Source organism: Robbsia andropogonis (assembly GCF_000970345.1).
Classification (GTDB): domain Bacteria; phylum Pseudomonadota; class Gammaproteobacteria; order Burkholderiales; family Burkholderiaceae; genus Robbsia; species Robbsia andropogonis.
Window position 1 is genome coordinate 60,483 of the sequence record NZ_LAQU01000002.1, and the last position, 21,503, is coordinate 81,985.

19 protein-coding genes are annotated in these 21,503 nt (G+C 58.2%); 3 read left to right on the forward strand and 16 right to left on the reverse strand.

Annotated elements, in window-relative coordinates; genetic code table 11:
* Positions 1-88 precede the first annotated feature (88 nt).
* The 7 genes from WM40_RS02255 to WM40_RS02285 all read right to left on the reverse strand — a co-directional run bounded on the left by WM40_RS02255 (position 89) and on the right by WM40_RS02285 (position 6,647).
* On the reverse strand, positions 89-340 hold the full coding sequence (locus WM40_RS02255; protein ID WP_024904807.1) for a helix-turn-helix domain-containing protein: 252 nt from the start codon (positions 338-340) through the stop codon (positions 89-91).
* Positions 337-1,287, reverse strand: a complete 951-nt coding sequence (gene epsC / locus WM40_RS02260; protein WP_024904808.1) for a serine O-acetyltransferase EpsC — start codon at positions 1,285-1,287, stop codon at positions 337-339. Before epsC ends, WM40_RS02255 begins: the two co-directional genes overlap by 4 nt.
* Positions 1,288-1,310: 23 nt before the next feature.
* Complete coding sequence (locus WM40_RS02265) at positions 1,311-1,784, reverse strand: rhodanese-like domain-containing protein (protein WP_024904809.1); 474 nt, start codon at positions 1,782-1,784, stop codon at positions 1,311-1,313.
* Positions 1,785-2,040: 256 nt separating this feature from the next.
* Positions 2,041-2,844, reverse strand: a complete 804-nt coding sequence (locus WM40_RS02270) for an ABC transporter ATP-binding protein (RefSeq protein WP_024904810.1) — start codon at positions 2,842-2,844, stop codon at positions 2,041-2,043.
* The gene (locus WM40_RS02275) at positions 2,838-3,929 is read right to left on the reverse strand and encodes an ABC transporter permease (protein WP_024904811.1); all 1,092 of its coding nucleotides are present in this window, start codon (positions 3,927-3,929) and stop codon (positions 2,838-2,840) included. Before WM40_RS02275 ends, WM40_RS02270 begins: the two co-directional genes overlap by 7 nt.
* Positions 3,930-4,228: 299 nt before the next feature.
* Positions 4,229-5,374, reverse strand: a complete 1,146-nt coding sequence (gene ssuD, locus WM40_RS02280) for an FMNH2-dependent alkanesulfonate monooxygenase (protein ID WP_046152057.1) — start codon at positions 5,372-5,374, stop codon at positions 4,229-4,231.
* A gap of 289 nt (positions 5,375-5,663) precedes the next feature.
* Positions 5,664-6,647 (reverse strand): GlxA family transcriptional regulator, encoded by a 984-nt coding sequence (locus WM40_RS02285; RefSeq protein WP_024904813.1) that lies wholly within the window; start codon positions 6,645-6,647, stop codon positions 5,664-5,666.
* Positions 6,648-6,779: 132 nt separating this feature from the next.
* Here WM40_RS02285 and WM40_RS02290 point away from each other — a divergent pair, with 132 nt between their 5' ends.
* Positions 6,780-7,469 carry a DJ-1/PfpI family protein gene (locus WM40_RS02290; RefSeq protein ID WP_046152151.1) on the forward strand — a complete coding sequence of 230 codons (690 nt, stop codon included), beginning with the start codon at positions 6,780-6,782 and terminating at the stop codon, positions 7,467-7,469.
* A 26-nt stretch (positions 7,470-7,495) separates the two neighbouring features.
* Here WM40_RS02290 and WM40_RS02295 read toward each other — a convergent pair whose 3' ends face one another.
* From WM40_RS02295 to WM40_RS02310, 4 genes are all read right to left on the reverse strand, one after another.
* Complete coding sequence (locus WM40_RS02295) at positions 7,496-9,907, reverse strand: glycoside hydrolase family 31 protein (RefSeq protein ID WP_024904815.1); 2,412 nt, start codon at positions 9,905-9,907, stop codon at positions 7,496-7,498.
* Positions 9,908-9,965: 58 nt separating this feature from the next.
* Entirely contained in the window at positions 9,966-11,222 is a 1,257-nt protein-coding gene (locus WM40_RS02300) for an MFS transporter (RefSeq protein ID WP_024904816.1), read from the reverse strand.
* Between the two features lie 551 nt (positions 11,223-11,773).
* Positions 11,774-12,163 (reverse strand): MAPEG family protein, encoded by a 390-nt coding sequence (locus tag WM40_RS02305; protein WP_024904817.1) that lies wholly within the window; start codon positions 12,161-12,163, stop codon positions 11,774-11,776.
* Between the two features lie 120 nt (positions 12,164-12,283).
* Entirely contained in the window at positions 12,284-14,065 is a 1,782-nt protein-coding gene (locus WM40_RS02310; RefSeq protein WP_052738131.1) for a cyclic peptide export ABC transporter, read from the reverse strand.
* A gap of 361 nt (positions 14,066-14,426) precedes the next feature.
* Between WM40_RS02310 and WM40_RS02315 the strand changes: the two genes are divergently transcribed.
* Entirely contained in the window at positions 14,427-15,074 is a 648-nt protein-coding gene (locus tag WM40_RS02315; protein WP_081765087.1) for a nitroreductase family protein, read from the forward strand.
* Positions 15,075-15,100: 26 nt separating this feature from the next.
* Here WM40_RS02315 and WM40_RS02320 read toward each other — a convergent pair whose 3' ends face one another.
* Positions 15,101-16,000, reverse strand: a complete 900-nt coding sequence (locus WM40_RS02320; protein ID WP_024904820.1) for a LysR family transcriptional regulator — start codon at positions 15,998-16,000, stop codon at positions 15,101-15,103.
* 294 nt (positions 16,001-16,294) lie between these two features.
* Here WM40_RS02320 and WM40_RS02325 point away from each other — a divergent pair, with 294 nt between their 5' ends.
* Entirely contained in the window at positions 16,295-17,353 is a 1,059-nt protein-coding gene (locus tag WM40_RS02325; RefSeq protein WP_024904821.1) for an NAD(P)-dependent alcohol dehydrogenase, read from the forward strand.
* A gap of 136 nt (positions 17,354-17,489) precedes the next feature.
* Here the strand turns inward: WM40_RS02325 and WM40_RS02330 are convergent, their stop codons facing one another.
* The 4 genes from WM40_RS02330 to WM40_RS02345 form a co-directional block, all read right to left on the reverse strand.
* Positions 17,490-18,362, reverse strand: a complete 873-nt coding sequence (locus WM40_RS02330) for an NAD-dependent epimerase/dehydratase family protein (RefSeq protein ID WP_236693349.1) — start codon at positions 18,360-18,362, stop codon at positions 17,490-17,492.
* Positions 18,363-18,472: 110 nt separating this feature from the next.
* A complete protein-coding gene (locus WM40_RS02335; RefSeq protein ID WP_096335608.1) occupies positions 18,473-19,252 on the reverse strand; it encodes an ABC transporter permease in 780 nt (259 codons plus the stop codon).
* A gap of 227 nt (positions 19,253-19,479) precedes the next feature.
* On the reverse strand, positions 19,480-20,364 hold the full coding sequence (locus tag WM40_RS02340; RefSeq protein ID WP_024904824.1) for an ABC transporter permease: 885 nt from the start codon (positions 20,362-20,364) through the stop codon (positions 19,480-19,482).
* Positions 20,361-21,440: an ABC transporter ATP-binding protein gene (locus WM40_RS02345; protein ID WP_024904825.1), complete on the reverse strand. Its 1,080-nt coding sequence runs from the start codon at positions 21,438-21,440 to the stop codon at positions 20,361-20,363. Before WM40_RS02345 ends, WM40_RS02340 begins: the two co-directional genes overlap by 4 nt.
* Positions 21,441-21,503: the final 63 nt, after the last annotated feature.

A 21,503-nucleotide genomic window follows, 5' to 3' on the forward strand; every position in this document is an offset into this window, starting at 1 on the left:
GAAAGCTTATAACGCGCGGAGATTATGACGAGTGGAACGCGCCGCCCTCAACAGGCTATAGCCATCACTCCGATATTCCTATGAAATATCAATCGACCGCGCTACTGAGCGTGCCAATATGGCGGCGTTCTGTCTGCCGCAATAGCGATGTGATAGGTTGATCGAGCGCGTTCGCCAGTTTCTCCGCGGTCAATATGGACGCGATCACCTCGCCGCGCTCGACTTCGCCCACATAGGAACGATTGAGGCCGGCATGTTCCGCAAGCTGCTCCTGCGACCATCGCCGCGCTTCGCGGTAGCGTCTCACAGTCACACCGAATTGCCTGATCAAGGGTGTCATGCCGTCGCGCGGGTAGGGAGCGCCGACGGCACGGGTGCGGCCACCGGACGGGATACAGCGGTAGAGGCCACGGCCTGGGTCACGTGACTGCCTGGCGCCACATCCTGCGTCAGCCAGACGTTTCCGCCGATCACCGCGCCGCGGCCAATCGTGATACGACCGAGTATTGTCGCCCCTGCGTAAATAACGACGTCGTCCTCGACGATTGGATGACGTGCGAGACCTTTTTCGAGATTACCTGCCGCGTCCCGTGGAAAGCGTTTCGCACCTAGCGTGACAGCCTGATAGATACGAACTCGCTCGCCGATGATCGCCGTTTCACCAATCACCACGCCCGTCCCATGATCAATGAAACAGCCTTGACCTATGCGCGCCCCTGGATGAATATCCACACCGGTCTCGCCATGCGCGCGCTCGGCAAGCATTCGCGCTAGCAAAGGCAAGCCCAGCGTGAACAATTCGTGTGCAAGCCGGTGGTGAATAATTGCAAGAATCCCTGGATAGCAAAGCAGCACTTCATCGACGCTGCCCGCCGCGGGATCGCCTTGGAACGCCGCAAGCACATCGGCATCAAGACGTGAGCGGATATCCGGCAACCGCGACGCGAATGTCTGCACGATGTCGTGAGCGTCGACCTTGGCCAACTCGCCACCGTCACGGTACCGCGCGGAATAGCGCAACTCGAGCCGCGCCTGAATCAACAAGGCGTTCAACGCTGCGTCCAGGCTGTGCGCGACGTACAGGTCTTCACTTTCCTGGCGTAGATCGGGCGGACCCAGGCGCATGGGAAACAACACGCCTTTCAAGGCATCGACGATCGCTTTCAGTGCGTCCGGCGAGGGAAGATCGCGGCCGCCCGCTTCGATGGCGCGCTGCTGACGCTTACGCCAATCATGCCGGGCAGTATGCAGGGAACGAACGATCCCGTCGATGTCGAATGCGGCCACGTTGGTGCCCCTTATAAGCAAAACTAATCTTGAATCCAAGGTAGCTGGCGGAAACGCCAACCGTTGACGCCCCCGCGATGCTGCGCGGCATCCAGATCGCCTTCGAAACCTTCCAGGACATTGAACACGTGCGAAAAACCGGCTTTCGCGGCGGCATCCGCGGCCTGTGCCGAGCGGTTGCCGCTACGGCAGAGCAGCAGTATCACGGCGTCCTTGCCGCCCGCCTTGGCCTCCAGCTCGCGAACGAAACGGGGATTCCGTGTCAAGCTGGTTCCGGTCGCCCACGGCACATGCACGGTGTCGGGCACATGGCCAACGAATTTCCGTTCTTCGGCGGTACGGACGTCGACCAGCAGCGCCTCGCCGCGCGACACCAAGGTCCAGGCGTCGGCAGGACTCACGCCCCCGGCATAGGCCAGCCTGCTTTCGCGCGCGGTTTCGCGGGCGTAACCCAGTACAGTCTCAGCGAAGGTCTCGTCTTCCAAGGCAATTAGCATGATGAATTCCCCTCCGGTCATCGGTTTTAGCGGAATACGCTTGCAGCAAGAAACGACGCGGCAAGACCAGGGGCATCTCTGCCCCGCGCCGCGATCTGGCTTCGCCACTTTGCATTCGAATCACCAGACAGGGAACCAATTTAATGTCATTACTTATTTCATAACGAAGCAGTTCCCGTGCAACGGCGGCGTACTTCGCCTCACAACAGCCGGGGCCGCCGATACTACAAAGACAGGGAAATCCTTCACGTCACGCTCACGATACGGCCACGCCAAGTTGTCCCAGCACATGCTGGCGCAAGGCAACAAGGTGCGGATCATCGCGATGTCGCGGATAGGGTCGATCATTCGGGATATCGGCAATGATGCACGCAGGGCGGTCGCTGAATACGATCACGCGCGTGGCCATGAACAATGCCTCTTCCACATCGTGCGTCACCAAAAGCGTTGTAAAACGGATCCGATGCCACAATGCCAATAACTCACTTTGCATGTTCAAACGCGTCAGCGAATCCAACTTGCCGAAAGGTTCGTCCAGGATCAGCAGCGATGGGTCATTGACAAGGGCACGCGCCAACGCGGCACGCTGTGCCATGCCACCTGACAATTGGTGCGGGTAGGCATTGGCGAACGCGGCAAGACCCACCGTCTCCAACGCTTCGTCGATGCGACGGTCCGCATCGCGTCGACCCTGCGCGGCCGGCCCCAAACCGACGTTGCGACGGATGGTCAACCAGGGATAAAGCGTTGGGTCTTGAAATACAACAACCCGATGCGGATCCGGGCCGGCAACACGGTCGTTGTTGTAATAGATGGCGCCTTCACGCGGGGCTTCAAGGCCCGCAACCAATCGTAACAGCGTCGACTTTCCGCAGCCGCTTGGCCCCAGCAATGCGACAAAATCGCCCGGTTCAGCGGAAAATTGTACGTTATCCAACACCGGCAACGAAGTGCCATCCAATACAAAGGCATGGCTGACATCGCGAATATCCAGATAGCCGACCGCAGGGCCGATGGATGCATGTGCCGATACCGCCTGGTTTTCGACGATCGTTACCATTTGAGAAGCCCCTTCTGCCATACAAGTAATCTTCCGCGAACGGCAAATAGCAACGTGATCAGGCCTGAGCACATCAACGCCATCACCAATAACGCCGCATACATATTCGCGTACGCGGCCCATCCTTGCGCCCATTGCAGATAGAAGCCCAATCCCGCCTTCACGCCCATCATCTCGGCGACGACCAATACCGAAAAGGATGCCCCAAGTCCCATGAACAAACCGACGAATACCGATGGCAACGCCGCTGGCACGGCAACACGCAAGACCAGGAACCAAGGCTTTCCACCCAGCGTGCGCGCGATATCGTAAAAAGCCGGATTGACACTCGCCACGCCCGACCATGTCAGCACGGCAACAGGAAACCCACTGGCGAGCGCGATCAGGAAGATGCTCGCGGAGAAGCTGGATGGGAAAAAGAAAAATGCCAGTGGCAACCACGCGGTGGCAGGTAACGGCCCGATGATCCGCAGGATGGGATGGACCCAATACCCGACGATCCGCGACCACCCCACGCCAACGCCAACCACAAACCCGGTCATCGCGCCTGCCACATAACCAAGGAACAATAACCGCAGTGAATACAGGAGGCTTGTTCCCAACTTGATGTAGTCGTTACGGAATACGTCCAGCAAGGCCTGCGGCGGCGCGAAAAACGGCCGGGGCAAGAGACCCAGCTTTGCTGTCACGACCTCCCATCCGGACAACACGACAGCCAGCGCGATTGCCCACGGGAACACGCGCGTTATCGCACCAATGCGCGCATCGGCAAGCGCCTCGGCATGCCTGCGCGATCCCGATATCGTCGCGAAGAACAATACGGCTGCGAGCACCACTGACAGCCAAGCCAGTGTGCTTGTTTCGGGGAAGTCGTCGTAATTCGGCCAGATGCCGACGATCGCTGCCAATGCGGTCCACGCCGCGGTGGCCACGGCACCCACAAACGCAACGCGTCGGTTGAATTGCCCCTTGCTTTTCGCCCGCGCATCCGGCGAAGGTAGCGCGGCATGTGACGCGCGATAGGTTCCCGGATCGCGCGATCCGACCACGTGTGGCTGCGATGATTCAGATTGGGAATAAGCCATGGTCGAAAGCTCAGAGCAAGGAATCGGCAAAGACGTGATGTGCGGATGAACAGCGAGTGACAATCACGAAGAACGTCATCGCCGCTGCGGCACATATATTCCGTAAATCATCCGCGTACATCATCGGGCTCGTCTGTGCAAGCCTGACTTCAACCCGAAAGTCATCTGAAATGGACATATGGCTCACCAAATTATCGCTGGTAGAATTTGATGGAGCTTATCTCGCACGACAGCCAGGCAAAACCAAGCATTTCTGCTTTTGATATGGTTTTTTAAGAAGTCTGAACGGGTGTACCACGCTATGCCGCGGCACGCGGCAGCAAGCCCGCGCCGACGACTTCACCAAATGGGCCGGATAACAGACCACCTGACCGGGTTTTCTGCTCCCGTGGCAGCAATGGAAATACCAGCTCCGCGAAGCGGTAAGATTCCTCCAGATGCGGGTATCCAGAGAGAATGAAGGTTTCCACGCCCAGCGCCGCATACTCTTTCATCAATGCCGCGACCTGCTCCGGATTCCCGACGAGAGCCGTCCCCGCACCGCCACGTACCAAACCAACCCCCGCCCAAAGGTGGGGATAAATCTGCAACTTGTCACGTCGGCCATTATGCAGTGCCGCCATCCGCCGCTGCCCTTCCGAATCCATCTTTGCAAACGATGCTTGCGCACGCGCAATGGTATCGTCATCCAATCGACTGATCAGCTTGTCCGCATCGGACCATGCCTCCGCCTCCGTCTCGCGCACGATCACATGCAGCCGGATGCCGAATGTAATCTTTCGCCCTTTCGCCTTCGCCCGTTGTCGTATATCGGCAATCTTTCTGGCAACGGCGTCGGGTGTTTCGCCCCACGTCAGATAGGTATCGATATGATCGGCGGCAATCGCATGCGCCGCCGGTGACGAACCGCCAAACCACAATGGCGGATGCGCCGATTGTATTGGCGGATACAATATCTTCCCGCCTTTGCTTTGCAGGTGTTTCCCGTCGAATTCGATTGTCTCGCCCGCATGGGAGGCAGCGAGGAGGCCACGCCAGATATGCAGGAATTCGTCGGTCACTTCGTAACGCGTATCATGATCCGTAAAAATGCCGTCTCCGGCGAGCTCGGCCGGGTCGCCGCCCGTTACGACATTGATCAATAGCCGCCCTTTCGACAGTCGATCGAACGTGGATGCCATTCGCGCCGACAAGGCAGGAGAAGATAGCCCCGGCCGGATTGCGACGAGGAATTTAAGACGCTGCGTGAACGGCATGAGCGACGATGCGACAACCCATGCGTCCTCGCAGGATCGCCCCGTCGGCAGCAACACCCCTTCGTAACCGAGCGTGTCGGCCGCAACGGCAATCTGACGAAAATAGTCGAAATCCGCGGCGCGAGCGCCCTCGGAAGTCCCCAGGTAGCGACTGTCTCCGTGGGTAGGAATGAACCAAAAGACATTCATCGGACGGTCGCTCCTCCTATCCTCCGGCCGTCGATTCGGCCCCGTGCGTGATTTCCCATCATGTCGACACCTCGTTTAGGCAGCGCCGCGTGATAAGCAGGCGGCGCTCACGGAATAATCGGCATGACGTTAGCAAAAGGACGGCGGTGGCCGAACCAATATTTCCGTATGTGCTAATGCGGAATATCGGAAATCATCATGGGAAGAGGGTTACAGGAATGTGTCCGAAGCCGACCGCACCCATTTCGTGCATGGCAATGAAGGTTACCGGCTTTCGCACGCTGCCGCGCTACCGCGACGTCGTTTGCCCACCAAAGCGTTCACGGTAGGCTTGCGGCGTGACCGCGCATACCTTCATGACACTTCGCCGCAGGGAATCTTCGCTCCCAAAACCACACTTCAACGCGATGCGTTTGACTGGCAATGCCGTATCGACAAGTAGCCGCAGGGCCGCTTCCGTGCGAAACAATTCGATTGCCCGTGCCGGTGTATTGCCGGTTTTGTCGCGATAGTGACGCACGAAGCTTCTCTCACTCATGCCAGCCCGTCTCGCGAGCGCCGGCACCGACATATCGGATGTGAGGTTCTCTGCGATCCATGCGTGAAGCGCTTCGAAATCATCGCTGGCGTTCTGCAGTAGCAATGTGGCACTGAACTGTGCCTGGCCGCCAGGCCGTTTAAGAAATACAACGAGCTCTCGGGCCACGTCCAAGGCCAGCCCGCGACCGCAATCCGCCTCCACGAACGCGAGGGCAAGATCGATGCCGGCGGTAACACCTGCCGAGGTCCATACCTCGCCGTCCCGTATATAAATGGGATCTGGCTCAATGCGCAGCATCGGATAGCGATGACCAAGCGCCTGACAATGCGCCCAATGCGTTACAACGCGTCGCTGATCAAGCAGTCCCGCCGCCGCCAGCAGAAAGGCGCCAGTACACACCGATGCAATCCTTCTCACTGCTTCAGTGTGTTCACGCACCCATCTCAAAAGCGTGAGGTCTTTCGACGCGGCATGTACGCCGCGCCCACCCGCTACGATGAACGTATCGGCACCCGCGCCTGCGACGGGTAGCGGAAAGGTGTCAAGTCCTAAACCCGCGGAAGACACCACTTTACCGGACGCCGATACCACACGAACCTCGTACGGGCGCTGTTTGCCGCGTTCCAGGCAGAGCTCGTTCGCTGACGCGAACACCTGCATGGGCCCGGAGACATCGAGAAGTTGTACGTCGTCAAAAGCCAGTATGTTGACGGTTCGAAGCGTATCGGACACGAGAGAATGGCGTAAATTGCGGCCTGATTGGCCTTTACGCCATACGCTACACGTGTACAGTGCATCTGTCCAATACTCATCGACGCGCCATGCAACATGGCGGTCATTCCCTCCTGCTCCTACGATATCGACATGACCATTCGCATCGGCTTCCTCGTTTTTCCTGGCGTGCAACACCTCGACCTCGCAGGTCCATACGATGTCTTTGCATCGTTGGCGGATGTGCGCATTCGTCTGATCTGGAAAGCGTTGGCGACCGTGAAAGCCAGCAACGGATTACCGTTGGCACCTGACACGACATTCGACGATTGCCCTACGTTGGATGTCATTTGCATTCCCGGAGGCGCAGGCGTGGGCGAGGTAATGGAAGACAACGTCACGCTTGCATTCATCCGCGAACAGGCGGCCCAGGCTACTTTTATCACCTCGGTTTGCACAGGTGCATTGGTACTGGGCGCCGCCGGACTGCTTCATGGGCGTCGCGCGACGACGCACTGGGCCTACCATGCATTGTTGTCGCGGTTTGGCGCACAGCCGGTCCAGGAACGCGTCGTTCGTGACGGGAACCTGCTGACTGGCGGCGGTGTCACTGCGGGAATCGATTTCGCACTGACATTGGTCGGGGAACTTGTCGGGGTCGACGAAGCACAAGCCATTCAACTGCAAATCGAATATGCGCCGGCACCGCCATTCGCCGCGGGCAGCCCTGACACCGCGCCCCCGTCCGTCCTTGAAGTCGCTCGTCAACGTACCGCGGCGAACGTCGCGAAACGGACGGAGATTGTTGCACGCGCGGCCGCCAGACTTGCTGCACACGGTTAGCTTATATCTTCAAATAACCGGATGCCTCACGACACTCGTACAGTCAAGCTACGCCACGGGCCAGCCGCGTTATCCGATATCAACGCAACATTTTGGAAAACAACTGGTCTCGTCTCGCTGCGTGGAATCAATATCTGCAACTGATTCTGCCTGCCTGGCATGTGCCCAAGACGGGTAACCGAGAGCACCAGATTTCGTCGCGTGGACTCGAGCCTGATATCCCACCGGCCTTGCTTACCACTACGCCATGCTTCCGTTTCACCGTCGTCCTCCACGGATCCCCCCTGAGCGACGCCTTCCGTCTTAAAGGGTGCCACCATGAACGCCCTTTCATCCGCGGGTGAGGCAAAATGTTGATCGGCTACATTCAAGGCAATCACACCACCCTCGCGAATCAGCATGATTGGCTGATCGAAAGGGGCAGGCAAACAGACCGTGTTGCCTCCATCGAACGCTTCGCCGCTCCAATACGAGAACCAGCGCGCGCCGGAAGGCAGATAGATTTCGCGCGCCGTCTGGTGTGCCTCGACCACCGGCGCTACCAGCATATGCGGCCCCAGCATCATGTCGTCGCCATCGTCGAGACAACGCCCGTCGCTTGGAAACTCAGCAAAAAGAGGCCTTAGAACCGGTTCGTAACAACTGTGCGACTGCCATAACAAGGCGTAAAGATAGGGGATCAAGCGATACCGCAATTTGATAAGCGCGGATATGTGATGGGTATGCTCCGGAAACATCCACGGCTCATTCACGCTGCCATCGTCGTTCCATGAATGGATACTGAAGCGCGGCAGGAAGACACCAAAAGCCACCCAGCGCATGAACAACTCCGGGTCCGGGGCTGGTCCGGAAAACCCCCCGATATCATGCCCCGTGTTCGACACGCCGGACATGGCAAGGCCCAAACCCATCTTCAGGTTATAGCGTAGCGTCTCCCAGGACGTGTAATTGTCGCCCGACCACGTTTGAACATAACGATGCATGCCCACACCTCCTGACCGCGAGACCAAGAACGGTCGCGTCGACGGCGCATATTCACGCTGTGCGGCATGTGATGCCTGCATCATCAACTGCGTTTGCAATACCTTCGCCTGTTGCGCCACAAACGAACGTCCAAAACCGTTCGCAATCGCATCAGGCGTCCAGATTTCAAACTCATTGTTGTCATTCCACGTCGCCGCGATACCGTAGGCGAGGAGGCTATCCTTTACCTTTCCCTTCCACCAATCGATTGTCGCAGGATTCGTGAAGTCGAGATAAGCGCCCACCTCATCCCAGAATTGAATCCATGCGGGGCCGCCATCGCCGGCACGGATAAGAAGTCCCGCTTCATCGACTTCCTTGAAAGCAGGATGATCACGAAGGAGGCACGGTTTGATGTTGGCGCATAAGCGGACGCCCTTTTTGAGATAACTGTCGACGAACCCTTTGATGTCAGGAAATTTCTCGCGATTCCAGTTGAAAACGTAGCGCTTTGCACCAATCGAAGTGTAGCCTGAGGACAAATGAAATGAGTCACACAGGATGTCGTGTTCGGCACAACGCTCGATGAACTCGCCCATTTGTTCCTGTGCGTTCGGGGCGTCGGTATAACGCATCGTCGAGCCGGAGTAGCCCAAACCCCACTTCGGCATCCAAGCCGGTTTTCCCGTAAGCCACGTGAAGCGGCGTACCGCGGCGAGGGGCGTACTCGGCGATGCGATGAAGTAATAGTCGAGATCACCATGTTCGGCGATGAAATGACGGTAGGCGCCATGATAGTTGTCCAACTCGCGACCCATATCGAACCGGCAGTCGGACAGCGTATCGTAGAAGAGGCCAAAGCCGCGCTGTGTGTCCGGCCGCCACGTCACATAAAAAGGAATGTGTTTATAGAGCGGGTCGGTAGTGCGCGCGCTATAGCCCATCGCATCGATATTGCGCATTTCATAGCTTTGGCCCGCACGATCAACCGATCCGGCACGCTCGCCCAGGCCAACATACATTTCACCGCGCTCGCGTTCGACGTAGTGATAGACCCTGGCGTCCCACCACGAGAAGTTGTACGCCTGCGTCTGGCGATCCCGCAAAACACGATGCCATTCGCCGTTCTCGCGTAAGTCCCACGAACAAAATCCTCCCGCATAGTCGACGGTCAAACGAATACACGCTGTTTCGACGACGAGATGACCCGCGGTATTCACGACGGAGAAAGACGGTGGCGTGAAACCACTCATGTCGCGCCGATCCCGACCTTCGATCGGGGTGTCTTCCATGCCTGGCGCGATGGCCCACGTATTCGGTCCATGTAGCTGCCCGTCGGGGAGAACAAGCACGCGAATGATGTCATCGGCGAGAACGAACAGTTCGATCAGGCTTCCCGTGTCCGACGCCAGGATGAGGTGATTGTCGGTGTGATGCGACAACGTGAATTGCGGTTTAACGTTCAATGAAGCCATATCAGATCTCGTGTCTTTATCAAGCGGCATCTTGAGCACTGCTTTTGCCGCACGGTGGCTAGCGCACGGCGGCATGGCCACGCATCAGGATGACGAGGAGCGTAGCGCCTATCAGGTCGAACAGGCCCAATGCGGCGAAAAGCGGTTTGTAGCCAATCGAGTCAGCCAACGCCCCGACGACGAGAGAGAATCCCAGGCCGCCGATCCAGGCCGCCATGCCGGCGAAGCCTGCGGCGGTGCCGACTTCCCCAGGCACAAAGACATCCGCGCTCAGTGTATTGACCAACGCCGAAATCATCTGATGCGCGAATCCGCCCACGCAGAACAGTGCAATGGCTTCATACGGAGAAGCGACCAGGCCAATGCACGCGGGTCCGATCATCATCACCGCGCCGAGCACGACGCCGGCAATGCGCGACCAGATCAGTGAGATGCGCAGATGCTTCATCAGGAAGGGCGAAAGATATCCCCCGAACAAACCGCCTAAGTCGGCGGCCAGAAAGGGCACCCATGCAAACAAAGCGATCTCTTTCAGATCCATGTGCCGTTCCGTGGCAAGATACAGCGGAATCCAGAAACTGAACGTCTGCCACGCGGGCTCGGCAAAGAAACGCGCCTGAGCGATCGCCCAAAAACGCCGCGTGGTGATGACATCTCGAATGCGGTATGTATCTCGCACCGTCTCTGTCGCGATACTTTGTCCACTGGTGATCTGCTCCTGCTCTTCGCGAGAAATCCGGGGATGTTCCGTGGGCGTGCGATAAAACGCGTACCAACACGCAGCCCAAATAAAGCCTAGCGCACCGGTTACCAGAAAGGCAGCCTGCCATCCATAATGAAGTGATACGAGTATGACCAAAGGCGGCGCCAATACTGAACCTAAGGAGGTTCCCGCATTGAAATAGCCCACGGCGATGGACTTTTCCCGATTTGGAAACCATTCAGCAACCACCTTCATCCCCGCGGGAATGGCGACCGCTTCAGCAAGGCCCATGAAGCCACGCATTGCCGCAAGGGAAAGCCAACTGCCGGCGAAGCCATGAAGGCACCCTATCACCGACCATAAGCAGGCAAATAACGTGAAGCCAATGCGCAGCCCGATCAGATCGATGATTACGCCGCATACCGGCTGCATGATCGTGTATCCCACCTGGAAGGCGCCCACCACATAGGAGTACTGTTGGGTACTCATATGCAGCACCGTCTTCAACTCCGGCGCTAATACACCCAGAGCATTGCGGGAAAGGTAATTCACAATGGTGCCGGCACACACAAGTGCAATGATCCACCATCGCAAGCCAACGATCTTTTTCACGTGCTTCCCCCGTTCCGTTCAGCAAGCGTTTTCGCTTGCATCGCCAGAATGTTCGCTTTCGAACGACACGCTTGTCGTTATCGGACATCCTACCGTGCGCAAAGCATGAGAAAATCAGGGTAAACGCGGATATGGCTCTGTTTTTACTCTATCTTTGGATTATTTACGTTGATTCTTTTTACGTTGTCAGATGACTCAACACAAATAATATTTGATGTTCGTTTTCGAACTGTCTATTAAGTCAATTTTTTGAATGCAGCAGACATGCTTGCCCCATACGGCCATTTTTATGGATTGCCGCCTGGACCCGTTCCGGAGCACAGCGGAACCGATCAAACGTAATGCCTATGCGCGCGGGCTGATATAGCGGGAAGCCGTTATCAAGGCAGCAACGCTCCGCCCCAGCTTTTCCGGCACGCCGGAACAGGTCGCGGACAGATTGTCGCCATGGGGCGAGGCTCGATCAGATATATGTGAACGTGCCAGGGGCGACCATGTTCGCGCAAACAAAACGCAGTCAAAGCATGATGTATTTCCACCGCATGCCCGTTTTAAAGCATGGCCAGCAACAACAAGACAATCCCGCCAATCGATGCCAGCCAGCAGTAAGAGCGAACATACGGTACGCCAAACGCATAAAGGGGTACATAGACAATGCGCGCTATCAGGTAAACCATCGCGCCGATATGACTCAGCATGCCGGCTTTACCTGCCAGATGAACAATCAATACCGCGGCAATGAAAACAGGCAACGTCTCCATGAGGTTCTGCTGCGCCCGTTTCAATCGTCCTGTCACGGGTCCGACGGGTGGCCCGGGTTCATCCCGCGGCCCTGCGTTATATTGCAAGCCCGTCTCCCGGTTGCGCCACATCGCGGGCAATATTACCTGTACCAAAGTCAGTACCAGGACCCAGGCAAGGATTGTCATATCGATGGTCATCGTTTTATTCCTTTATTGAAAGCAACTTGTCTCTCATGCTACTGACCTGACCGATCCATCGCGGGACACGTGATTCGGCCAACAGGCCGTTTCGCAGAGCAATTATCGCGCCCAGGTTCCTTAATCGACACTCGCGGCAAGCGCGGCCTGCTGCAATGCCGCGCCGTCGCCTTGCTCCATCACTTGTCCGTACTCCAGCTTCATATAGCGATCCGCGAGCCCGAAGTAGCGATCGTCATGCGTGATCACCAGGACCGTTTTTCCGCGTGCTTTCAATGCCGGCAATAGACGCCGATAAAACAAGTCCTTGAACAGCGGGTCCTGATCGGCTGCCCACTCGTCAAACACATAGAACGGGCGGTCTTCCAGATAGGCGACCAGCAACGCTAGGCGCTTGCGCTGCCCTTGCGACAGTGCCAACGTCGAGAAGACGCCTTGCGTGATGCTGACCTTGTGATCTAATTGCAGTTCGTGCAAAAGGCGCTGTGCGTCGGCGTCGAGGTCGCCAGCCGATTGCGCGGCGTTGATGGCCATCGCAGCGCGTAAGCCCAGCAGATTATCGAACAAGAAGAAATCACTGAAGACGACCGAAAAGTGTTGTCGATACGCGTCCCGATCGCCAGCGCCAACCGGCAGACCATCAACGACAATGCGCCCCTCTTCGGGCGGATACAGTCCCACCAGCATCTTGGCCAGGGTCGTCTTGCCACTGCCATTGCCGCCAATCAGATAGACAATCTCGCCGGGCGTAAACACCGTGCTGACCGGACCCAATGTGAACGTACCATTGTCCTTTTCCCGAAAATAACGATGCGCGACACCCTCCAGAACGATCTCTCTGAAGCCGCGTACTGGCGTATCACATCCTTCGACGGCGGTGCCATCATGGGCGCTATCGCATGTGTCGGAGGAACCATTGACATGATGGTTCACGCGGACTCTGGCAGATGTCCGTGTTATCTCATCGTCCCCTGTTTCCTGTACCAATTCACCGTTGACATGCTCGATCCGCTCCAGGGCGACGCGGGCGGCACTGACCATCGGCATGGATGACAACACCGCCTCGATCGGCATGATCATGTAAACAAACACGATCGCATAACCAGAGAGCACCTGCTTGCTGGCGCCCAGATGTTGCCCGAACACAAACAATGTCAAACCGATAAAAGCAAACAGAATGAAGTTGCCCCAGCTGTTCGCCGCCGCATACAACAGATAACCGCGCGTGCGCTGCGCGCGCACCGCCTCTACATTTCCCGCGAGCGTACCGTCGATGAATGCGCGACGGCGCGCACGATGCAGCTTCAATTCCTTGGCGCCATCGAAGAGCGATCGGAAATGCCGAATCAATTCGTCCTCTCGCACCCGTGAAGCCCGCAAGTGAAACAGGGCCTGCGTATGCGCAAGCCGATATCCAAACGTGCCTAAAACAATTGTTAAAAAGGCGACGACAAAAATGCCCCACGATAAATATGCCAGGTACGCCAGGCACCCGACAATCAGCGCGCCTTGCGTGGCCAGCGCCGGCAAGCCGATGAACAAGGCAACAATCGTATCGAGATCCTGCGTGAGGACTGCCATCGATTTCGCCGCGCCCTGCCGCTCCAGCGAAAGAAACGATGCACCACCAATGCGGTGAATCGTGCTCATCCGTAATCGCGCCTTGACCTGCTGCCCGAGGCGCATGAACAATGTCTGTGCCAGTGTGCGCGTGACCAGGACAACGATGCCGAGCATCAAAAACATACCGCCCAGATGCGGTAGCCCTTCAGCGTCCGCGGCAAGCGCCTGATTGATCAGTGCCAGCAGACCCGCATTGCCAAAACCGCCGATAAAGCCACACAACGTTGCGAACACCAGCACGCCGCGGGATTGATGGACCAGACGTAAAAGGATCAGCATGGTGTTCCTCGTGAAGCCTGTCCGGACCTGCATCACCGTGCCGCGCGACGATCCCGACGTAGGCGATTGGTCATCGATACCGGACTTTCTAATTCATCACCCACTTAATGAGAATCATTCTTCTTCGCGAGTGCGACGATACGGTGCCGGCGCTGCCGGTGTCAAGCGCGCGTTTTCGTTGATACCGCGCGATTTTTCGAGATAACGATCGATTCACGGCATCGACGCGAGGGCATTTATCACCCCTCTAACAAAATCATGTTAATAAGACTCATTTGCATTTAATCGGATTTTGTTTGAAGATAAGGTTTTTGTGGAGAACCGCATGGATCGCCCTGACGCGCTACTGTCACCTTCCGGGATGCCAAGCGAGAGTGCCGCCACGACGCTGGCGCCCTCTCCTACCGTTCCATCGATTGCATCGCATGATGCCTTGTCCCGGTTGCTGGCGCGTCAGTCGGCGTGGCCACTTGACGCGCCGGCACCCGACGACGCGGCGTTGGGGATCATTTTCGACATGGCTTTGCGTGCACCAGATCACGGTAGATTACGGCCTTGGCGCTTTGTCGTGATTCGAGGCGAAGCGCGGCATGCGCTCGGCCAGGTGCTCGTCGACGCCGCAGCCGGACGGCATCCCGATGCCGGCACGGCCGTACATGAAGGCCGACGTCAGAAGGCACTCGCGGCGCCCGTGATCATCGCAATGGCAACCGCCACCACGACGGCCACCAAGGTGCCTGAAATCGAACAGATGATGGCGGTGGGCGCGGCGGCGATGAATATGCTGAACGCCATCCACCTGCTCGGCTTCGGTGGCTTCTGGGCCACCGGTCCCGACACCTATGACCGCAACGTGCATCACGCACTGGGCTTTACCGAGACCGAGAAATTGGCCGGTTTCCTTTTCGTCGGCACACGGCGCGATGCCGCGACTCCGGTGCAAAGGCCCCCACGCGCGTCACACGTCCGCGAGTGGCTGGGGCCGTCCTCCACTCGTCACCAGGCGTAGTGCCAATTGGCCCGACACCGCGCCAACTACAGCACGACGTTGGTCAGCATGGCCACGGCTGCATCGAATACCACCCTTACTCGCGCGGGTACGGGACCGCGTTGGGGACGATAGACACATACCGGCCAGGACGTGGGCGCAATGTCGTCGAGGACCGTCAGCAATTTCCCCTCTGCGATATAAGGACGTGCGAGATAACGCGGCATTTGCGTGAAGCCCAGCCCCGCAACCACCGCGCGACACTCGGCATCGACATCATCGCTTTGGAATACCGGATGCGCCGGCGTGAATTGCTGACCGCCGGCCAGCTCCCATGGCCAGAGCCGCCCGGTGCGCCGATCGATGTAACCGGTCATGGGCATGTCCGCCATGTGTCCGATATTACCCGGCATCCCAACGCGCGCGATCAATGCAGGCGCGCCAACAATAACGAAATCGACCTGCGCAACCTCGCGCGCAACGAAGCGGCTGTCCCGCAAAAACCCGATGCGCACGCCGACATCGATCTGTTCCGCAACGGGGTCGACGATGGTATCGGAAAGGCGAAGATCGATCGTCAACCGGGGATATTGCACGGCGAGCGCCGTCACGACACGCAACAGCAAGGCATCACCCAGCAATTTCGGCGCAGCCATACGCACGATGCCGACTATGTCCGCGGCGGCGCGCGTATCCCTGACACCCAGTAGCCGGTCAACCTGCGACACAAGGTCACGAGCCTGCTGCGCAAAAGCAGCGCCCGCCTGTGTGACGTTGACGCGCCGGGTATTACGATGAAACAGCACTTCTCCGGTGGCGCGCTCCGCCTCATGCACTGCGCGCGTGACGGCCTGGGGCGAAATGGCAAGCCGCGCCGCCGCACCCTTGAAACTGCCCGCATCCACCGCCGCGCAGAAAATGCGCAGCATTTCGATTTTGTTTTGCATCGATCGAATCGTGACAATGCCATAAAGTGGAATTGTGAAATCGTAACATTTCCATTGCTTTGCATAGCGTGGATTTCTTACCATGGGCACACCGGCACGATGGTTGCGGCCGGCACCGACCGTTGGATGCCGGCGTATTTCGATACGTTACAAGCACGCTTCGCGCGCGCATGGCAACATGAAGTAATTGCCGCGTGAGGTCACGTGGTTCAGCCCCCTGCAAAATGAGCCGCGGCGCTGCTTCCCCGTATATCTCGCATTTGCGTTTCCCCAGGACAAAGAGAGAGTCAAACCATGTACAAAGCTTACGGTTATGCAGTGCAATCCCCCACGACACCGTTCGCCCCGTTCGACTTCCAACGTCGTGATACGGGTCCGAACGATGTGCGCATCGACATTCAATTCTGCGGCGTCTGTCACTCGGATCTTCACACTGCTCGTGGTGAATGGGCGGGTACGGTCTACCCGAACGTCCCAGGCCACGAAATCGTCGGCCGCGTCGCCGAGGTCGGCAAGGACGTCACGAAGTTCAAGGTGGGCGACATGGTCGGCGTCGGCTGCATGGTCGACTCCTGCCGCGCGTGTGCTGCATGCAATGAAGGATTGGAACAGTACTGCGAAGGCCCCGGCGGTTTTATCGGCACTTATAATGCACCGGACAAGCATACGAACGGCGTGACGTATGGCGGTTATTCGTCGTCAATCGTCGTCGACGAGGCGTTCACGCTGCGTTTGCCGGACAACCTCGACCCGGCCGCCGCCGCGCCCCTGCTGTGCGCCGGCATCACTACCTATTCGCCGCTGCGTCATTGGAAGGTCGGCCCAGGTCAAAAGGTGGGCGTCGTCGGGCTAGGCGGCCTTGGGCACATGGGCGTGAAGCTCGCGGTCGCGATGGGTGCCAAGGTCGTGCTATTCACGACCTCCGCCAGCAAGGTGGACGATGCGAAGCGCCTGGGTGCGCACGAAGTCGTCATATCGAAGGACGAAGCGCAAATGGCCGCGCATGCGAATTCTTTCGACTTCATCCTGAATACGGTCGCGGCATCGCATAATCTGGATCAGTTCACCGCCCTGCTGAAGCGCGATGGCGTGCTGACACTGGTAGGCGTGCCGGAACATGCGCACCCGTCGCCGTCGGTCGCAAACTTGATCTTCAAGCGTCGTACGTTGGCCGGCTCGCTGATTGGTGGCATTGCCGAAACACAGGAAATGCTGGATTTCTGCGGCAAGCACAACATCGTTTCCGATGTCGAGATGATTCGCATGGACCAAATCGAAGAAGCGTACGGCCGCATGTTGAAGAGCGACGTGAAGTACCGTTTCGTCATCGACATGGCGTCACTGGCACGCTAAGGAAAAGCGCCACGCCGGGTCACGGCGTGGCGCCTCCTGTCATGCCCTCCTTGTCAGATGACGTTACCGCATACTGCCGGCACCGGCACCAATGCCCTGCCCGCTAAGTCATGCGTCAGACGGACGGCAACGATGTTCACGATTCGCGTGGGGGCGTCCGGCTGAAGTCCGTCGCCGCGAAATCCGCCCCTTGAAAGCGCGACTCCAGGGCGTCCACCGGCTTCGCATCCGCCAGGATCTGCTCCGCGTAGTCCTCGGCATTGTCTTGTGGATGGTAGGCTACCCGGATACGGCTATTGTCCCACCACGCACGCGTATTCCCCGACATCCCGTACACGATATCAAAACCAACGTCCGGGGTGTCCAGGCTGGCGTCCACGAGCGCGCACGCGTCGCGATGCGACAACCAGGTACTCAGGTGGCGTATCGACACCGGCCGCGGCTGGAAGGAGCCTATCCGCAGGCACACTGTCTCGATGCCGTGCTTTTCCCAATATAAACGTGCCAGCCCTTCGCCCCACACCTTGCTCAGTCCGTACAGGCTATCCGGATTAACCGGCATCGACGGGTTCAGCGCCATATCGCATGCGTACATGCCCGTGGCGTGATTGCTGCTGGCATAGACAATGCGCCGCACGCCACACTGCCGCGCCGCTTCGTACACATGGAACAGTGCAACGTAGTTGTGCTGCAGCAGAATATCGAACGGCTGCTCCACCGAGATTCCAGCCATATGAACAATCGCGCCGGCACCGTCGAAGAGGCTGCGACAAAAGGCCGGATCACCTAGATCACCCTGCCGGAACCCTCCGCTTTCCGCGGCGTGAGGGGCGACCGTCGCGTCGTCGGCGAGCGGCTTGATGTCGGTATAGCGGCCCAATCGACCTGTCTCAATAAAATGCGCGCGCAGCACGCGGCCGATGGCCCCGCCCGCTCCGGTCAGAACCACCGGCTTACGTTCTCCGTCCACCGCGGCGGCGATGCCGGATTGTGTCATTGTGTCTGTCATTGCGACGCCTTGTCAAAAATCAAATGGCGGGCGTGAGAGCGATGCTTCATGCATGACTCTCACGCGCTCCCCCTCCGGAAACACGCAACCCGTGTGCTTCCTCTCACCGCTTAGCGCTGCTCCTTGACCCGCGACACCAACTGCGTCGGACTCACGAACTGCAGCGCGATCAACACCCACAGCAGCGTGATGGCCATATAGATCATCGCCATGGCATCGATCGATTGCGGTGCGCGTACGCCGGTGGAAAATACCGCGTAGTACAACGCGACCACGAGTGTCTGGGTGCTGGGTCCCGCGGTGAAATAAGTAAGCTCGAACATGCCGATTGTGCGAACGAGCACCAACAAGCCTGCCGCTAGCATCCCCGGAACCAGCAAAGGCAGCAGCACATACCGGAAATAGCGTAACGTGTTTGCGCCGAAGATGCGCGCGGCCGATTCAAGGTTCGGATCGATCTGTTCGATGAACGGCGTCATTACCAGGATCACGAACGGGAGTGCAGGCACCAGGTTCGCCATGATCACGCCGGTCAGCGTGCCCGCCATCCCGAATTTATACATCACCGTTGCTAGCGGAATCCCGTAGGTGACCGGTGGCACCATCATCGGCAGGAGAAACACCAGCATCGCCCAACGCTTGCCGGGGAATTCAACGCGCGCCAATGCATACGCCGCGGGAACGCCCAGAAGCACGGACAACAGCACGGTGGCACCGACGACGATCGTCGTCACCCACAACACGCTGCCCAACTGGAAATCGGACCAGGCCTGTGCATACCAGTGCAGCGTGAATCCCTGCGGCAATAGCGTGCCGAACCAGCGCGTGGCCGTTGAATTCACCGCCACCGTAGCGATGAGCAACAGCACGTTCACCAGGAAAAAGATCATCGCGCCCCAGACCACCGTCTTCCACAGACGGTCGCCCAGGTTGGACGGTGGACGGGGTTGCCGACGTTGCAGCACGTCGGCGCTTTTCTTGCCCTCGCTGACACGGTCGACCACCTTGTCTTGCTCGCCGGAGCCGTATCGGTTCCCATCATGGCCATCGGCAATCGCGAACGCGCCGGCATTCGCGCGCGTGTCGCCTACTACTGCCAGTCTTTTGCGCGTATTCATCAGCCTTTGCCTCCCGTGACCGGACCGCGATAGAAAAAGCGGCGTGCACCCAGCATTGCAGCCACGACCAGTAACTGGGCAAAGCCCATGATGATCGCGATCGTCGATGCCAATCCGTAGTCGTAGCTTTCGAAAGCGGCCTCCGATGCGGCAATCGAGATCACCCGCGTCGGCCCCGCCGGCGACCCAAGCAGAATGGCGGATGGAAACACGGAGAATGCCTGCACGAATGACAGGCAAGCCGCCATCGTCAATCCGGGCACCAGCAGCGGCAGATAGATTTGCCGGAATTGCTGCCAGGGCGTCGCGCCAAGTGTTGCGGCGGCACGGGCTAGCGTCGGATCGATGCCTGTCACATAAGACAAGGTCAGCAGGAATGCAAACGGGAAACCGGACACCACTAGCGAGATCAACACGCCCCAGTAGTTATGGGTCAGGCGAACTTCATCGTCATACAGGTGCAGCGCATGCACCGCCTGGGAGAACCAGCCGTTCGGGCCGAAGTAACTCAACATGCCATCCGCAATCAATACGGTTCCCAGCGTCACCGGGATCACCAGCAATGTCGTGACGAGTTTCTGATACGCCGATTTCCGCCGCAGCGCGAACGCCACGGGCACGGACAGCCCGACATTGATGATGGTCGCGGGAATTGCCAGTTTCATCGTGACGAACACGGTCGGCCACATCGACCGGTCACTGAAGAACGTCAAATAGTTAGCCCAGACGCTGCCGCCGTTCATCGGCTGGAACGACAACATCAAGCCATAGAAGAATGGGTAAATGAACATCGCCGCGATAAACAGCAAGGCCGGTACGACGAGCCAGGCCTTCAAGTCACGCGGCATCCTCACCGGTGGGGTTGGCAACGCGGACGCATTCATGCATTTTCTCCCGCATAAACCAAGGTGCGATCGGTGGGTACGCTCAAACGGATACGTTCACCCTCGCGCACGTCACCAGGCAGACGCGCCCACAGCGTACCGAATTCCGCACGCGCGAAAACGAGCGAATTGTGACCGCCATACTCGACCGTTTGCACCTCGACGTCGAACACATTGTCGTCTTCGGACGTGGCGATCGTCAAATCCTCCGGACGGATGGCCAGGCTTACCGCCTTGCGTTCGAATGCAGCCATCGCGATACCGGTCAAGGTAACGCCGCCAGCATTGACAACAACGCTATCGCCACGCATGCCGTCCAATGTGAACGGGAATACATTTCGATACCCCATGAAACGCGCGACATGGAGATTCGACGGACGACCATAGACTTCCTTCGGGCTGCCCACCTGCTGCACTTGCCCTTCCTTCATGACGACGATGCGATCGGCCATCGACAATGCTTCATCCTGGTCATGCGTGACATAGATCGTCGCCCGGTCCAACTCGGAGTGAATCCGCCGAATCTCCGCGCGCATTTCAATACGCAGCTTCGTGTCGAGATTCGACAATGGTTCGTCCATCAGGATCAACGGCGGCTCGATGACAATCGCCCGGGCGATGGCAACGCGTTGCTGTTGCCCGCCCGACAATTGGCCAGGCAGTTTTTTCTCGTGACCCACCAACTGGACCAGTTCAAGCGCGGCCCGTGCTCGCCGCATGGCTTCCGCTTTTGCAACACCACGCATCTTCAAACCGAACGCGACATTGTCCAGAACGGACATGTGCGGAAAGAGCGCATAGTTCTGAAATACCATGCCGAAACCACGTTGCTCCGGGGGCAGGATATCGATCCGTTCGTCATCAAGCCAGATGCCGCCACCAGTCAGCGGCTGCAATCCCGCAATGCAGTTCAAGGCCGTGGATTTACCACAGCCGGACGGTCCGAGCAAAGCGATGAACTCGCCGCGCGCAATATCGAGATCGAGCTCTCGCAGCGCATTCAACTGCTGGCCTTCGGCATTGGTGAAACTGCGCGATACCCCGTCCAAACGCAATTGACGGAACGAATGGTTCATCGTGGCACCTATCGAGACTTTTAAGACGCAATCAGCGCGCCATCAGGCGCGCTGTGGGAGGGA

What these genes read in the sequence shown, in the direction of transcription:
- ssuD (WP_046152057.1), bottom strand. Translation starts at nt 5,374, where the DNA reads ATGAATGTCTTTTGGTTCATTCCTACCCACGGAGACAGTCGCTACCTG.
- WM40_RS02295 (WP_024904815.1), bottom strand. Translation starts at nt 9,907, where the DNA reads ATGGCTTCATTGAACGTTAAACCGCAATTCACGTTGTCGCATCACACC.
- WM40_RS02275 (WP_024904811.1), bottom strand. Translation starts at nt 3,929, where the DNA reads ATGGCTTATTCCCAATCTGAATCATCGCAGCCACACGTGGTCGGATCG.
- WM40_RS02290 (WP_046152151.1), top strand. Translation starts at nt 6,780, where the DNA reads ATGACCATTCGCATCGGCTTCCTCGTTTTTCCTGGCGTGCAACACCTC.
- WM40_RS02325 (WP_024904821.1), top strand. Translation starts at nt 16,295, where the DNA reads ATGTACAAAGCTTACGGTTATGCAGTGCAATCCCCCACGACACCGTTC.
- WM40_RS02305 (WP_024904817.1), bottom strand. Translation starts at nt 12,163, where the DNA reads ATGACCATCGATATGACAATCCTTGCCTGGGTCCTGGTACTGACTTTG.
- WM40_RS02335 (WP_096335608.1), bottom strand. Translation starts at nt 19,252, where the DNA reads ATGATCTTTTTCCTGGTGAACGTGCTGTTGCTCATCGCTACGGTGGCG.
- WM40_RS02270 (WP_024904810.1), bottom strand. Translation starts at nt 2,844, where the DNA reads ATGGTAACGATCGTCGAAAACCAGGCGGTATCGGCACATGCATCCATC.
- WM40_RS02265 (WP_024904809.1), bottom strand. Translation starts at nt 1,784, where the DNA reads ATGCTAATTGCCTTGGAAGACGAGACCTTCGCTGAGACTGTACTGGGT.
- WM40_RS02340 (WP_024904824.1), bottom strand. Translation starts at nt 20,364, where the DNA reads ATGAATGCGTCCGCGTTGCCAACCCCACCGGTGAGGATGCCGCGTGAC.
- WM40_RS02315 (WP_081765087.1), top strand. Translation starts at nt 14,427, where the DNA reads ATGCCAAGCGAGAGTGCCGCCACGACGCTGGCGCCCTCTCCTACCGTT.
- WM40_RS02310 (WP_052738131.1), bottom strand. Translation starts at nt 14,065, where the DNA reads ATGCTGATCCTTTTACGTCTGGTCCATCAATCCCGCGGCGTGCTGGTG.
- WM40_RS02255 (WP_024904807.1), bottom strand. Translation starts at nt 340, where the DNA reads ATGACACCCTTGATCAGGCAATTCGGTGTGACTGTGAGACGCTACCGC.
- WM40_RS02320 (WP_024904820.1), bottom strand. Translation starts at nt 16,000, where the DNA reads ATGCAAAACAAAATCGAAATGCTGCGCATTTTCTGCGCGGCGGTGGAT.
- WM40_RS02330 (WP_236693349.1), bottom strand. Translation starts at nt 18,362, where the DNA reads ATGACAGACACAATGACACAATCCGGCATCGCCGCCGCGGTGGACGGA.
- WM40_RS02345 (WP_024904825.1), bottom strand. Translation starts at nt 21,440, where the DNA reads ATGAACCATTCGTTCCGTCAATTGCGTTTGGACGGGGTATCGCGCAGT.